This window comes from Nostoc sp. LEGE 12454, assembly GCF_056620565.1.
The window spans coordinates 24,026-38,827 of record NZ_JBWQXL010000002.1 but is presented as its reverse complement, the minus strand read 5'-3'; the positions used below and the strand labels follow the sequence as shown (position 1 = coordinate 38,827).

17 protein-coding genes are annotated in these 14,802 nt (G+C 42.4%); 8 read left to right on the top strand and 9 right to left on the bottom strand.

Features of this window, described 5'->3' with window-relative positions:
• Positions 1–84: 84 nt before the first annotated feature.
• Together AC1F2U_RS02335 and AC1F2U_RS02330 are read left to right on the top strand one after the other, a co-directional pair.
• On the top strand, positions 85–804 hold the full coding sequence (locus tag AC1F2U_RS02335; protein WP_480259672.1) for a SnoaL-like polyketide cyclase: 720 nt from the start codon (positions 85–87) through the stop codon (positions 802–804).
• A 62-nt stretch (positions 805–866) separates the two neighbouring features.
• Positions 867–1,196, top strand: a complete 330-nt coding sequence (locus AC1F2U_RS02330) for an MgPME-cyclase complex family protein (RefSeq protein ID WP_480259671.1) — start codon at positions 867–869, stop codon at positions 1,194–1,196.
• On the opposite strand, the gene AC1F2U_RS02325 is transcribed toward AC1F2U_RS02330, so the two are convergent.
• On the bottom strand, positions 1,193–1,393 hold the full coding sequence (locus AC1F2U_RS02325) for a hypothetical protein (protein WP_480259670.1): 201 nt from the start codon (positions 1,391–1,393) through the stop codon (positions 1,193–1,195). The two genes, AC1F2U_RS02330 and AC1F2U_RS02325, sit on opposite strands and share 4 nt — an antisense overlap.
• A gap of 90 nt (positions 1,394–1,483) precedes the next feature.
• On the opposite strand from AC1F2U_RS02325, the gene AC1F2U_RS02320 reads away from it, so the two are divergent.
• A complete protein-coding gene (locus tag AC1F2U_RS02320; RefSeq protein ID WP_480259669.1) occupies positions 1,484–2,149 on the top strand; it encodes a hypothetical protein in 666 nt (221 codons plus the stop codon).
• A 277-nt stretch (positions 2,150–2,426) separates the two neighbouring features.
• Here AC1F2U_RS02320 and AC1F2U_RS02315 read toward each other — a convergent pair whose 3' ends face one another.
• The 3 genes from AC1F2U_RS02315 to folD all read right to left on the bottom strand — a co-directional run bounded on the left by AC1F2U_RS02315 (position 2,427) and on the right by folD (position 5,158).
• Positions 2,427–2,882, bottom strand: coding sequence for a divergent PAP2 family protein (locus AC1F2U_RS02315; RefSeq protein WP_094350479.1), 456 nt, complete (start codon positions 2,880–2,882; stop codon positions 2,427–2,429).
• 297 nt (positions 2,883–3,179) lie between these two features.
• Positions 3,180–4,112, bottom strand: a complete 933-nt coding sequence (crtE, locus tag AC1F2U_RS02310; RefSeq protein ID WP_480259668.1) for a geranylgeranyl diphosphate synthase CrtE — start codon at positions 4,110–4,112, stop codon at positions 3,180–3,182.
• Positions 4,113–4,261: 149 nt separating this feature from the next.
• The gene (gene folD / locus AC1F2U_RS02305) at positions 4,262–5,158 is read right to left on the bottom strand and encodes a bifunctional methylenetetrahydrofolate dehydrogenase/methenyltetrahydrofolate cyclohydrolase FolD (protein WP_480259667.1); all 897 of its coding nucleotides are present in this window, start codon (positions 5,156–5,158) and stop codon (positions 4,262–4,264) included.
• Between the two features lie 338 nt (positions 5,159–5,496).
• Between folD and AC1F2U_RS02300 the strand changes: the two genes are divergently transcribed.
• From AC1F2U_RS02300 to AC1F2U_RS02280, 5 genes are all read left to right on the top strand, one after another.
• Positions 5,497–5,913: a hypothetical protein gene (locus AC1F2U_RS02300; protein WP_480259666.1), complete on the top strand. Its 417-nt coding sequence runs from the start codon at positions 5,497–5,499 to the stop codon at positions 5,911–5,913.
• A 21-nt stretch (positions 5,914–5,934) separates the two neighbouring features.
• Complete coding sequence (locus AC1F2U_RS02295) at positions 5,935–6,369, top strand: NUDIX hydrolase (protein WP_480259665.1); 435 nt, start codon at positions 5,935–5,937, stop codon at positions 6,367–6,369.
• A 124-nt stretch (positions 6,370–6,493) separates the two neighbouring features.
• Entirely contained in the window at positions 6,494–7,597 is a 1,104-nt protein-coding gene (locus AC1F2U_RS02290) for an AI-2E family transporter (protein WP_480259664.1), read from the top strand.
• 162 nt (positions 7,598–7,759) lie between these two features.
• Entirely contained in the window at positions 7,760–8,557 is a 798-nt protein-coding gene (locus AC1F2U_RS02285; RefSeq protein WP_480259663.1) for a hypothetical protein, read from the top strand.
• Positions 8,558–8,657: 100 nt separating this feature from the next.
• Positions 8,658–8,852, top strand: coding sequence for a hypothetical protein (locus tag AC1F2U_RS02280; protein ID WP_480259662.1), 195 nt, complete (start codon positions 8,658–8,660; stop codon positions 8,850–8,852).
• 267 nt (positions 8,853–9,119) lie between these two features.
• On the opposite strand, the gene AC1F2U_RS02275 is transcribed toward AC1F2U_RS02280, so the two are convergent.
• The 5 genes from AC1F2U_RS02275 to psbB all read right to left on the bottom strand — a co-directional run bounded on the left by AC1F2U_RS02275 (position 9,120) and on the right by psbB (position 14,763).
• Positions 9,120–10,250: a sensor domain-containing diguanylate cyclase gene (locus AC1F2U_RS02275; protein WP_480259661.1), complete on the bottom strand. Its 1,131-nt coding sequence runs from the start codon at positions 10,248–10,250 to the stop codon at positions 9,120–9,122.
• Between the two features lie 480 nt (positions 10,251–10,730).
• Complete coding sequence (locus AC1F2U_RS02270) at positions 10,731–11,465, bottom strand: HAD family hydrolase (RefSeq protein WP_480259660.1); 735 nt, start codon at positions 11,463–11,465, stop codon at positions 10,731–10,733.
• 131 nt (positions 11,466–11,596) lie between these two features.
• Positions 11,597–12,721, bottom strand: a complete 1,125-nt coding sequence (locus AC1F2U_RS02265) for a 30S ribosomal protein S1 (RefSeq protein WP_480259659.1) — start codon at positions 12,719–12,721, stop codon at positions 11,597–11,599.
• Positions 12,722–13,015: 294 nt separating this feature from the next.
• Positions 13,016–13,123, bottom strand: coding sequence for a photosystem II reaction center protein T (locus AC1F2U_RS02260; protein ID WP_084227385.1), 108 nt, complete (start codon positions 13,121–13,123; stop codon positions 13,016–13,018).
• Positions 13,124–13,233: 110 nt separating this feature from the next.
• Positions 13,234–14,763, bottom strand: coding sequence for a photosystem II chlorophyll-binding protein CP47 (psbB, locus tag AC1F2U_RS02255; RefSeq protein ID WP_480259658.1), 1,530 nt, complete (start codon positions 14,761–14,763; stop codon positions 13,234–13,236).
• Positions 14,764–14,802: the final 39 nt, after the last annotated feature.

The window sequence follows — 14,802 nt, the reverse complement described above, 5'->3', positions numbered from 1 at the left end:
AACCTATAACCTGTAACCTATAACCTAGAGGGGTTGTCACTGCGAAATCTAGAAATTGGGATCAAATCTTCAGCAAAAACTTCTATGAGCGCAACACAATCTAACAACCTACCACTTTGGGTACAGGATCGGGATAAGGTGATAGCAGAAAGTACTGGTGTCGAGTGGCGCTATCAGACACCGCCTGATTATTCCCGTTCAAAAGAGAATCTTGCTAAAGAAAGTATCTATAATCATCTTGAAGGAACACTGGAAGCGATCGTGCAAAATTTGGTGAGAACCTTCGAGATGGAGGTATCTTTCAAAGCTAACCCGCAAGAGTGGTTATCTATTGTGAATGACAACTTTCGCGTAAGTACCAATGGCGGAGTAGAGTATACCGCAGCAGATTTATCAGCCCAAGGTACTTACAATCTATTTATGGCTGATTCAGAGCATTATAAGGCTTCAGAAGAAAGCTTTGAATCATCCGCAAAAGTCTTCCACACAACATTTCCCCAAGGATTTCCTTGGGAAGTGCTGGAAGTTTTCTCAGGGCCACCGAATGTAACATTTAAATGGCGGCATTGGGGACATTTTAACGGAGAATACAAAGACCATGCACCTACTGGAGAGACGCTAGAAATTATCGGCATGACTATTGCAAAAGTTACCGATGACTTGAAGATTATTTCCTTAGAACACTACTTCGACAATAATCTGTTCTTGGAAAAGCTAACATCTGGTGGCAAACAGGCAAAATCTGAAAACCAAAAAAGTGCTTGTCCGTTCAGCTCTTGGTTCAAGAAATCTCAGAAAAGTTAGTTTTGTCAGGGTACAGAGTCACTGTGCCCTGAAATTATTCATATAGCAACCAAAGGATGAAAATGCAAACATACCATTACGTTTTGGCAAGTCACCGCTTTCTTCTCGAAGAAGAACCGATACACGAAGTTCTCAAAGAACGCACTCGTAACTACCACGAACAAGAAAAACAAATAGATTTTTGGTTAGTTGAGCAACCAGCTTTCTTGGAAACACCGCAGTTTAAAGAGCTAAAAGCGAAGTGTCCCCAACCAGCAGTAGCAATTATTTCTACAAATCCTCAATTTATTACCTGGTTAAAACTGCGTTTAGAGTACGTCATTACTGGCGAATTCCAGGCCCCTTCTGAGGCAATACCAGATGCTTTAGCATCGCTTACTACCGTATCTTAGGCATAGCGCATTGGACATTGGGCATGGAGAAAAGACAAGGTAGACAAGGGAGAGACTTGTTCAATAATTCCTCCTTGTCCCCTTGTCCCCTTGTCTCCCCTGCTCCCCTGCTCCCCTGCTCCCCTGCTCCCCTGCTCCCCTGCCCCTTCCCCACTCCCTAATTTTATTTTTGAGTAACAAAATATATTTTTTGACACATATTTCATCACCATACTGAAGTAGCTAGGTTTTCAGCTTTTTTCTTATAAAATCTTCTAAGACACCTTAATTTACATAATCTAACTTTTGTGCATAGATTTCAGAATTTACCAAGTGTTTTAGGATTAGCGATTGTAGGGTTGATTGGTGGCATGAGTTCTGTACTTGCTCAAAAAACCATTCCCTCTTGTCAACCACCAAATGCGGGTGAGTATCTTTTATTAGTAGTCAGTCCCACAGCAAATAATCAAAAGCAGTTACGTAGCGCCTTACCACCTGAACTGAAAACTATCACCTGCAAATATCTCAACGAAACCGTGACGCGAGTCGGGGGCTTTAACAAAATTGACGATGCTAATCGTTGGGCAAGATATGTCAGCAATATTGTTGGCTTGTCTGCCATAATTACCACTCGACCAACGACAACGGCAAATGTGCAGCCACAGTCACAGCCACAGTCACAGCCTAAACCACCTCAGCAGACAGTCAGCTATAATCCTCAAGCATTAGGAGAAGGTTATGCAGTACTGGTAGATTATTACAACCGTCCAGAATTAGTAAATAGTGTGCAGCAAGTGGTCGGAGGTAATGTTGGTTTTGTTTCTTATGGACAACGCCCTTACTTGCTGGCAGTTTATACCACTAACCAAACTGAAGCCTATAATACATTGCAAAAGCTAAACAATGGTGGTTTCGTTGCCAGCCTAGTAGATAGTCGTAAAGTGATTCTGCTGCGTTCGACTGTGCGGTTTTAGCTATCTTAAGTTCGCTGGTATCCTGATGCGAGCTACCAGAGTGGTAATTTGTCAATTGACCTAATTTGTGATTTTAAATTCAAAATTTAAAAGGGTTTTCAGCGAATATATTTATACTTGCTTTGCGTGAAGCAAGTTATTTGGAACAAATCCTTTCATCCTTAATTCCCTAAATTTATTCACGGGGTAAATCTAAAATCCAAAATCCGAAATTGATTGACAAATTACCGGTTACTAATTATCAATAGCCCCTCAAACAAAGATTTATTGCCCTAGTTTAATAAGCAGACCTAGCTAACCAATAGATGGTTATACCCAAAGCCGATCCAGCGATTACCTGAACTGGTGTATGTCCGAGTAATTCTTTCAGACGGTCTTGGCTAAAGTCTGGTTTTTCATGGAATAATTCATCAATCATTTGATTGAGAATACGAGCTTGCTTACCAGCCGCTTGGCGAACTCCGGCTGCATCATACATGACAATGATGGCAAAAACGATCGCGACGGCAAAATCAGGAGATGCCCAACCCAGTGTTTGCCCTACACCAGCGGCTAGAGCCGTAACCAGAGCCGAATGGGCACTGGGCATACCTCCGGTTGTCACCAAAACACGCACATTCAATTTGCGATGTTTGACGATCTCAACTACGAGCTTTAATGCTTGAGCAATTAAACAAGCTACCAGAGCAACCAGCAGCACCCGGTTGTCTAAAATGTTGCCTATGTCCTGCATGTTATTTTGGTTAGGTTAGTAAATATTAGCAGCAGTTGTTGGTTGAGGAAACATTTAGATTCAACCCAAAATCCAAAATTAATCTAGTAGATCGCGACGGAAACAGACCAACTCTTCAAAATAGCCCAAAAGCTTACTTGATAAACTTTTTGAATTTTGAATGAGTGAATTTTGAATTCCGCTGGGCGGTGTAGTAGAGCATGGCGTTAATAAACCACCCATTCCAAATCAATAAAACGCTTGCGGTACAGGAATTACGAATTACGAATTACGAATTACGAATTACCCAAAGCGTTACTAGTTATTACGGCTGGTAATATAATGAGCGATCGCTTGGAGTGGTTTAGCTCTGTCTCCAAATGGTTCTAATTCCACACAAGCTTCTTTTACTAGCTCTTGGGCTTTTGAGCGCGATTCCTCAAGTCCCCAAAGGCTGGGATAGGTAACTTTCTTTGCTCTTTGGTCTTTGCCAGCTGTTTTACCTAATTGCTCTTGGGTAGAAGTGATATCCAGAATATCATCGATGATTTGGAATGCTAGCCCAATATTTTGAGCATAACGAGTTAGCCGCTGCACATCTTCAGGTGATGCATTAGCAATCAGCCCGCCACAAACTACGCAAGCTTCCAACAGGGCGGCTGTTTTGTGTTTATGAATAAAATTTAGGGTTTCTAAGGAAATATCTGATTTACCTTCCGACTCTAAATCGACAACTTGACCGCCGACCAAACCACCTGCCCCCAAGGCTCGGCCAAGACGGGCAATAACCTGCAAGACCACCTCTCTCTTAACACTTTGAGGGGTTTCAATGGCAACAGACTCAAAAGCAAGAGCCAACAAGCCATCGCCAGCCAAAATAGCTACATCTTCCCCATAGACTTTATGATTCGTCAGCTTTCCCCGACGGTAATCGTCATTATCCATCGCTGGCAGGTCGTCATGTATCAACGACATTGTGTGGATCATCTCCACAGCACAAGCTGTTGGCATGGCCATGTCAATGGTTCCACCCATCATTTCACAGGTGGCAAGACAAAGAATGGGACGTACACGCTTACCTCCAGCTAATAACGAGTAGCGCATCGCCTCATAAATCGTTTCTGGATAAATGACCGAGATAGACCGATCCAAAGCAGTATCACAAAGCTTTTGTCGCTCTTTTAAATAAGCTGCTAAGTTAAATGTGGCTTCTTCTGGTGGTGTCTTTTGGACGTTATCAGTTGCTACCATTCTTTAATTCCTGACATTTTGCGATTTTTGCCTTATACGTCACAATTTTAAGGTGCTGGGGGACTGAAAAAAATGAAGAGTTAGGAGCAGAGACGCGATTAATCGCGTCTGTACGGGATTTATAAGTTAAGAGTTATTAAGAATAACTTTTAACTTTTCACTACTCTTTCTTCTTTTGCCGCTCTAGAATAGCTAGCAAATGTATTTTCCAACAATATGGCAACAGTCATCGGGCCAACACCACCAGGAACTGGGGTGATAAACCCTGCGACATCAGCGGTTGATTCAAAATGGACATCGCCAATGAGACGACTTTTGCCATTAGCATCGGTGACGCGATTCATCCCCACATCTACCACAACAGCGCCCGATTTCACCATATCAGCAGAGATCAATCCGGGACGACCTACTGCTGCAATTAGAATATCAGCATTTTGGGTGATGGTTTTGAGGTCATGCGATCGCGAGTGAGCGATCGTGACTGTAGCATCAGCTTCTAATAGCATCAGCGCCATCGGTTTACCCACCAAAATACTGCGCCCCACCACTACTGCCTGTTTTCCCTGTAAAGGAATCTCATATTCTTGTAAAAGCCGCATCACACCAGCCGGGGTGCAGCTACGTAAACCGCTTTCTCCCCGTACTAGTCGCCCCAAGTTAACTGGGTGCAGTCCATCAGCATCTTTATCGGGATCAATTTGATGTAGCAGAGTTACAGCATCCAGGTGGTTAGGTAAGGGCAATTGCACAAGAATACCATCCACTCTTTCATCGTGGTTGAGTGCAGCAATTACCTCTTCTAACTCTCCAAGGCTAGTTTCGGCAGGGAAATGCTTACCAAAAGAAGCGATCCCAACTTTAGCGCAGGCTTTTTCTTTATTGCGTACATAAGCAGCTGACGCTGGGTTATCACCAACCATCAACACTGCTAAACCAGGAGGTCGTCCAATTTTTGGTTGTAATTGTGTAATCGCAACAGAAAGTTCTTGCTGAATTTTTGCTGCTAGAGCTTTCCCATCAAGGAGTTTGGCAGTTTTTGTTTCCATGAAAATTCCCAGCTATGTTCGCTTTTTGTCCAAAGTCCAAAATGAAAATATTGATTCTTAACTCTTGACTTTCGACTATTATTGTGTTGCTGTTTGATGTCGTAGCGTTTCTCTCACAGTAAATTCATAATGTTTATTTTCTCAGATCAACGGCATCATCTGAAGAATAAAGAATTGGGAGTGAGGGAGCAGAGGAGCAGAGGGGCAGGGGAGCAGAGCAGCAGAGGAGCAGAGGGGCAGGGGAGCAGGGGAGAAATAAGTTGCAGTAAGTTTTTCGCCTCTGTACCTCTGCCTCTTGTGCCAACCAAATGCCCAAAATAAATAAATCGGTGGCTTTTATGCGACAAATAAGAAATTTATCTCTTTCGTTCTTGTACGGGCACAGTATTGTTCCTTACCGTTTGGGGTTGACTTTTTTCCTGATAACAGGACTTTGTAGTTGTGGTAACTTGATATCGCCTGGTTTGCGTGGTGCTGGCTTAAAAATTGGTACAAATGTCACTCCAATTGGAGAAATTAAACCAAAACAAGACAATCAGGCTATAGTTTACATCCAAGGTCAGGTAGAAAAGCAAGCTCCCCTGCTCGAACAGTGGGCTTATAAAATTAAGGACTCAACAGGCAAAATTTGGGTTGTCACCAATCAAAAAAATCTGGGTGAAGGTTCAGAAGTTGTAATTAAGGGTAAAATTCGCTACCGAAGTATTCCTTTAGCTGGCAAAGAATTGGGGGAAGTTTATTTAGAAGAAGAATAATAACAATTAAAAATAAAGAGTATGAACAATCAACAGGTGCACGTAGCGATCGCAATTCTCTACCAGAAAAACAAGTTTCTCATGCAACTGCGTGACAACATCCCCGGTATTCTCTACCCTGGTTACTGGGCGCTGTTTGGCGGTCACATCGAACCTGGTGAAACGCCAGATGTAGCGGTAAAACGAGAAATTTTAGAAGAAATCGGCTACGATCTACCACCCTTTCTTGAATTTGGCTGTTATCCCAACGAAAGAGTTGTCCGTCATATCTTTCATGCACCACTCTTAGTGGAATTAAATCAACTAGTTCTGAATGAGGGCTGGGATATGGCCTTATTTACGCCAGAAGATATTCGCCAAGGTAACTGTTATTCACAAAATGCTGGCGAAGTGCGACCTTTGGGGGCAATGCATCAAAAAATTATGTTGGATTTTATTGAGAAAAATCCAACATAATTTGGGGATTAGTCATTTGTCATTTGTCATTTGTCATTGGGTACGAGAGGCAGAAGTGCTGCTCCCCACTCTCCACATCCCTAGAAGTCAAAATAAAGTTAGAACTCTTATGAGGTGATCGCTAATGCAATCAGCAAACAAACTGCCGCGATGGTTAACTATAGGATTAGCATTTCCCATTGCCATTCTCAACGGCTGGCTATTGCTCCAACTTATACAGTATTTTCAACCCTTAGTTAGCATTATCGCCGCCGCCATCCTGCTGGCTTTTGTCTTGAACTATCCAATCCAGTTTCTCCAGGAACAAGGGGTGAAACCCAACTTAGCGATCGGAGGAGTGTTGCTTTTGACTCTAGTGGTTTTAGTAGCTTTAGGCATTACCTTGGTTCCCCTGATTATTCAACAGCTCGTTGAACTGGCTAATATTTTGCCCAGTTGGATTGATTCTGGTACTGTGCAGCTGCAAGCTTTTCAGGATTGGGCGTTAAGTCAACAGCAACTTCCGATTAATTTAAGTGGTTTATTTACCCAAGTTCTGGAACGATTATCTAACCAACTTCAGTCCTTCACTGGTAGAATTCTTGGTTTTGCTGTCGATACTATTGGTATTGTCCTGAATGTGCTGCTGGCAGTAGTGTTGACTATCTACCTAATATTGAATGGTGAACGTCTTTGGGACGGAATTTTTCAGTGGTTTCCCCCTAATATTGGGTCAAGAGTACGAGAATTACTGCGAGAGGATTTCCACAATTACTTTATCGGTCAAGCAACATTGGGAGCTGTGTTAGGGGTGACAATTACTCTGGTGTTTTTGGCGCTGCAAGTTCCCCTAGCTTTACTTTTTGGTATTGGTATTGGCTTATTTTCACTCTTCCCCTTTGGTACGGGGGTAGGTATCGCCATAGTAAGTTTGTTGGTAGCGCTGCAAAATTTTTGGTTAGGGGTGGAAGTCTTAGGTGTAGCTGTTGCAATCGACCAAGTTAATTCTAATATTATTGCACCTCGAATTCTCAGCAATTTGACTGGCTTAAATCCTGTGTGGGTGGTGATTTCTTTATTGCTGGGCGCAAAGTTGGGAGGAGTACTGGGTTTGTTAATTGCGATCCCGATTGCCAGCTTTATCAAGGATACAACAGATAGCTGGCAAGCTGGAGAGTTTAATAAGATAGAGGATATAGAGTCAGAACCTGTGACGGTAAAAAGTGAGAGAGCAGGAACTTATAGCTAAAGTTTCATCATTCTGATTAACTGAAAAACTGGTGCGATGGTTCATAAATAAACTGCAAAATCCTAGTTTAAAATGTCAACAAACAAGAAGCTATTATTTTGCGATCGATAGTTTTCTAGAAAGCTTCGTCAAGATCATAACGGAATACAACGCTTGCAGAACATGACTGCGAAGCCTACCTCAGAAAACCTAAGCAGTCAGTATTTTGAAAAAATGAAAAGTTGTTTAAGACTTACCTTTGAGAATGGGAAAACAGCACTAGCGACTCAAGTTGAGCAATCAGAAGAATTGCCTTATGCTCTTGAGGAAATAGGGCTTGGTGGCTCGCGTCCTGTTTTAGTAGTAGTGGGGGGTGCAAGTAACATCAGTGAAGCTGATTTTCTTCGTATTCAACAGTTGTTTGTGGAAGTTTTAGCCCCCATCGCCGAAACTTTGGGGGCTTATGTCGTGGATGGTGGTACGGATGTAGGAATTATGCGAATGATGGGTGCGGCTCGTACCCAAATAGGTGCTAAGTTTGCTTTAGTTGGTGTGACAACTGGAAGCAAAGTGGCTTTACCTAATCATTCGGAAACTGTTGCTGATTTAACACCCTTAGAGCCAAACCATACTCATTTTGTACTAGTTCCTGGGAAGAATTGGGGCGACGAGTCTTCTTGGATCTCTTGTGTTGCGGCTATGCTGGCGAATGATGCACCTTCAATGACAATACTCTTGAACGGTGGTGAAATTACCTTTAAGGATGCCTTTTATAGCGTTAATAGCGGCAGAGTAGTTCTTGTGATTGCTGGTAGTGGTAGAACCGCAGATATACTTGTAGATGCTTTGCATGGAAAGGCTACTGATGAACGAGCCAAAAAGCTAGCTAAATCTGGTACGTTACAATACGTCGACTTAATCGACATAGAGAAAGGAGTTGATAAATTAGGCAAAGTAATTAAAGGGTTACTTTCTAATTAGGAGTAAAAATGGCAAAAAAAGATAGTTATCACGAATTTTTAAAATAAGATTTTAATAAATTATTTGCAGGTATTAACTTAGGTGATGTGCAAAACATTTTTTGCGATCGCGCTGGTTAGAACAAGTACTCTGGATGGAAATTAAGGCAAATTCATCGCGCGATCGCCCTTATTTTTTATGGATAAAAACTATTATTAGTGGTGTAATTCTTACAGCATTGGTAAATCTAAATCTTAACACTAATTTAAAGCCTAACAATAGCAATAGGAATGTCATCGATCAACTTTTGGTTTAAGTCAAATAGTTGCTATTAGTGCTGCCATTGAAGAGTTTTTTCACTATGGAGAATGCTAGCGACATTATCGCCGAACAGCTATGCAAGAAATTAACGTAATTTCAAAGAATAAAAAAACTGAAAAGTAGAACTTGTAAAGATTACAAACATCACAGATTCAGAGAAGTGCCAGTGTTTATTGATAATCAAGTCCAGACAATGGACGATCGGGAATGAAAAAAGAGATAAAAAAGCTGAATATTAACATTAGATTTGGTTCCTAAAGGATTAAAAGCTACTGTTGTTATTGCTAGAACTTCGCTTGGCACGTTTTTGCTGGTACATCGACTCATCTGCCTGTAATATGAGTTTTTCCAATGAAACATCTTCATTGATAACGCACTCTTGAACTCCAATACTCATTGATAGACGATAATTTCTACCTTGATTCTGATTAAATAAATCAATGTTAGTTTGGAGACGAACACTAATTGCATTTGTACGATCTGAACATTTCGGAATAAATACAACAAACTCATCACCCCCTAATCGGGCAACGATGTCAGAATCTCGATAGGTTTTACTTAGTAGGTCTGCGGCATCTACTATTACCCGATCTCCAACTTCATGCCCAAAGGTATCATTGATTTGCTTCAATCCATCTATATCTATAAATAAGAGACAACAGGGCTTTTGTAGCTGATGGGCTAGTTTTAATTGTTGATCTGCAAATAGAAAAAAACCTCGTCGATTGTACAGTCCGGTTAATTCATCCGTTAGAGATAAGCGCCTAACTTCTGCCTCAACTTTTTGATGCCCCTCTATTTCTTTTTCTAGTGCAGCAGTTCGATTGTGGACTCTTTGTTCTAATTCATTATAAATTTGCACGTTTTCCATTGCGACAGCCGTTGTGTCTGCCAATGCCTGTAATAGTTTTACTTTTTCTTCCGTTGGCTGATGTAACGTTGCCCAATATGTTCCAATTGCACCGATGGGGTTACACGCTCGGATCGGCACCATTGCCAAGCTTTTGACAAAAGTCGGTTGATAAGCTGCAAATGGAATCCGTTCATCTCCATAAATATCGCTAATCACAACGGGCTGACGGTTTCGCATTGTATGCCCACCAATGCAAATACTCATCGGGAAGCGTTGCCCTTTCCATAAGGGAGCGATCGCATCTTCATCTGCGTAATAACATTGATCTCCATCTCGTAGCACAAAACTAGCCCCATCTGCCCCAGTCAACTCACGCGCAGATTTTCGCACAATCTCCATAATTTGCTCTAGCGTTCGTGCTAGTGACAATGCTTGAACAACCTCAATTAAATGCTCTATCCCATGAACATAAGACATTTCAGCTTTGACATCATTAGAATCAGAAATGATGACAGGTGAAGCAGAGCTTTGAAAATTCATGCGCTTCCACCAATAAAAAAGGATCAAAAATTAATTGAAACTGCGATCGGATCGCAATGTCTTTATTCTCAAAAACAAGGCAAACGCATCTTATTTTTATAATGCTTACTTGGCAAAAGTTTCAAGCATTATTTATTTTTAGGACTAAATTTTTAACCCTTGCTGGGCATGGATTACAGAATTTAAATGCCTTTACCCTGATTCTAAAAAATTTTCCATTTTATTCTATTAGAGATATTACGGATTTCTTTAATGATCTATCTAAAGAAAGGTTGCAAAACTATCTCGATATGTTAAATTAATATGATTTTTGCGAATAAAATAGAAAAGGTCTTGTCAGGTATAGATAGATACTATGGTATCTTGACTTGATTGGACACAGAAATTCTGTGACATAGATGATTTCTATGCCATCTGAAAACTAATGTGTCAGAAAAAGCCTCAACTGCCGTTTTTTGAGTTCATCGAACTCACATTAAATTAATCCTCTAAAATCTTAATTTCATCAAGTTGATTAATCACCACATCCGCACCTCGGACGTTATCTGACTTACCTACCCAAGTGATACCAATACAACCTGCGGCTTTAGCATTACGCGCCATTTGCATATCACCAACTGCATCACCCACCATCAAGGTAGCGCTCGGTTCAACTCCTAAAGCTTGGCAAGCTTGCAAAAATAGCACTGGATCTGGTTTACTTGGCCCTTCATCTACGCCCATTTCCAACTGGATATAATCGCTTAACTGGTGATTGGCTACAAAATTGCGTACTTCTTCAGTTGTCGCAGCCGAGAGGATACCAAGTTTTAGACCACCCTCCCGCAGGTATTTCAAAATTTCTAGGCTACCTACAAACAGTGGTGAAGGAGTTTCTCCAATGTATTTTTCCGCTTCATTCAAAGCTTGACGGGCTATTTTTAAGCACTCAAACCATCCTCTTCCAGTTTCGGCAATATATGCCGCAGCCGCAACTTCTGTTTCGCGGCGGCTTGCTACTGATATTAAACCTGCGGGATCTAGAAAATTGCCATTGATGCCAAATGCCATTAATAGGGGTTCCCCAGTTCCAGGGATTTGAGCATCTATTAACCTCGTTGCCTTTTGTGCTAGCGATCGCAAATAAGTTTCTGAATCTTCTAGAGTACCGTTTTTGTCAAACAAAATTGCCTGAATATTATCAAAAGTGATATTTCTACATTTTATGGTTGCCATAATATTTAACTTCTAATTACTCCCAACTCTTCACTTTCACCAATTCTCTACATAAAAAAAGAGGGAAAAACCCTCTTTATAAAATGATTTAATACTCTTACTTCAAGACAAGTAAAATTATAAAAAATCTATTATTCTTCAATAGCTGCTGGAATTTCCTCTTCAGTTTCCGTTGCTGCTGGAATCTCTGTTTCAATTTCCGCAACTACTGGAACTTCTTCTTCAAGTTCTGCTGCTGGTGGAATATCTTCTTCAAGTTCTGCTGCTGGTGGAATATCTTCGTCAAGTTCCGTTGCTGGTGGAATATCTTCGTCTGCAAGAACTTCCGCAGGTGCAGCCGCAGCAGTAGCACCTTGCTGCTTGGCTAATAGCTGTTCGCGATACTTAGCAGCCATTTCTTCTGCTTTATCGTAGACCAAATCCCGGTTTTTAATCATGTCACCGGGTTCGGGTTCTAGCTGCTTGGTAGATAGGGAAATGCGACCCCTTTCTGCATCCAAGTCAATGATCATAACTTTCACTTCATCATTGACATTGAACACGCTATGAGGTGTATCAATATGTTCGTGAGAAATCTCAGAAATGTGCAGTAGACCACTGACGCCGCCAATGTCGATGAAAGCACCGTAGGGTTTGATCCCACGAACAGTACCAATTACTACTTCGCCGACTTCTAGGCGGTTCATCTTGCGCTCAACCAGCGCCCGACGATGAGATAGAACGAGGCGATTGCGTTCTTCGTCTACCTCTAGGAATTTCAACGGCAGATCCTCGCCAACCAATTCTTCTTTAGGTTTGCGGGTACTGATGTGGGAACCTGGGATAAAGCCACGTAATCCCTCAATCCGTACCAATGCTCCACCGCGATTGGTTGCAAATACGCCAGAACGTACAGTAGCATCTTCTGCTTGCAACTGGCGCACGCGCTCCCAAGCCCGCATATATTCAATACGGCGAATGGAAAGGGTTAATTGACCATCTTCGTTTTCATCGGTAAGGATGAAAAATTCGCGCGTTTCGTTTGACTGTAATACTTCTTCCGGGCTATCCACCCGGTTAATAGACATTTCTTGTATAGGAATATATGCTGCGGTTTTAGCACCAATGTCAATCAGAGCGCCGCGCGGCTCTATACTGAAAACTGTTCCTGGCACAACATCGCCAGGGCTAAAATGATAATCGTATTTGTCAAGTAGAGCAGCGAAATCTTCGTGAGTGAATCCAATTTCTGTAGCGGTTAAATTCTGATTGACCATGCTGATTTGTTCCTGGTTCTAGTCTCCGTAAAGGTGGTGCGACAAGCGCGATGCGTTATGTAAGCAGTACTATGGCAGCTTACACAAAACATCCTTTTTCATCCTAGCGCAGAAAAGCTAGCATTAACACATATCTACTCCCAAGATTGGAAATTATATCACAATATAAAAATGATTTGTCATTTACTTAGTAGTGAAAACCAACAAAGGACGAACATAATAATATCCGTTGCCACCATACTTAGTAGCAACGGATATTAAGATTAAATCCGCTTAAAAGTCTGTGGATAGGATCTACTTATCTTTTGGTTTCTCAAAGCGAGGGGGTTCGCGAAATGCGATCGCAAAGAAGAGAGTACCTATACACAGAGTAAAAATCAAGATGTACGCAACGCTTTCCATATTACGATTTCCTCTTTATCCAGCCAGTAATTAAAGTTTTGAGTGCTGAGTGCTAAGTGCTGAGTCAGAGCTTAACTCGGAACTCAGCACTTCTTTACTCAGCACTGAAATTAAAGGGCTTCTTTCCGGCGGGTTGACTTGTCACCCACTTTCTGGAATAGACCCCACTCAACTTGCTCTTCTAGATCGGCGTCAACACCAGCAAATACGTCTCGGTAAATTGTCCGAGCGCCATGCCAGAGATGACCAAAGAAGAACAGCAGAGCAAATACGGCGTGTCCAAAGGTAAACCAACCTCTAGGACTGGTGCGGAATACACCATCAGAGTTCAAGGTTTCCCGGTCAAATTCAAAGATTTCACCGCCTTGAGCCTTACGGGCATACTTCTTCACATCAGCTGGTTCTGTAAAAGTCTTACCATTCAGATCGCCACCGTAGAAACTAACGGTGACACCAGATTGCTCGAAGCTATACTTAGATTCTGCCCGACGGAAGGGAATGTCAGCGCGGACAATTCCATCTTCATCAGTCAAAATCACTGGGAAGGTTTCAAAGAAGTTGGGGAGACGACGCACGGTCAATTCCCGTCCTTCAGAATCTTTGAATACGGCGTGACCTTGCCAAGATTGGGCAATGCCATCACCCTTCACCATTGGCCCTGTACGGAATAGACCACCTTTAGCGGGGCTATTACCGACGTAATCGTAGAAAGCCAATTTTTCAGGAATCTGCGACCAAGCTTGATCGAGGGTTTCACCTTGAGCAACGCCTGTTTGGACGCGGCGCTGAATTTCTTGACGGAAGTAGCCTTGATCCCATTGATAGCGGGTAGGACCAAACAATTCGATGGGTGTGGCGGCGTTACCGTACCACATAGTACCAGCAACAACGAAAGCAGCGAAGAAAACCGCTGCAATACTGCTAGAAAGTACTGTTTCAATGTTCCCCATCCGCAGGGCTTTGTAGAGCCGTTCGGGGGGTCTAACTGTGAGGTGGAATAAGCCTGCAATAATACCAACAACACCAGCAGCAATGTGGTGAGCCGCAATGCCACCAGGGTTATAGGGGTTAAAACCATCTGGGCCCCATTCTGGTGCTACTGCTTGGGCTGCACCAGTTACACCATAAGCGTCAGAAACCCATATCCCCGGCCCAAATAGTCCGGTGACATGAAAAGCACCAAATCCAAAACAAAGTAGACCAGATAAGAACAGGTGAATGCCAAACATTTTTGGCAAGTCGAGAGCCGGTTCACCAGTGCGGGGATCTCTAAAAAGTTCCAAATCCCAGTAAACCCAGTGCCATACGGCGGCTAAAAATAGCAGACCGGAAAGAACAATATGAGCTGCTGCAACGCCTTCGAATGACCAAAAGCCAGGATCGGTTGATGGCCCACCAGTAACGTTCCAACCACCCCAAGATTGAGTAACACCCAAACGTGACATGAACGGCAAGACGAACATTCCTTGACGCCACATTGGGTTGAGAACTGGATCGCTAGGATCAAAAACAGCTAGTTCGTAGAGTGCCATCGAACCAGCCCAGCCTGCTACTAAGGCTGTGTGCATTAGGTGTACAGAAATCAGTCGCCCTGGATCATTCAGAACGACTGTATGTACTCGGTACCAGGGTAGTCCCATCGACTACGCTCCTCCTCGATGAGTTAGTTTACAAAGCAA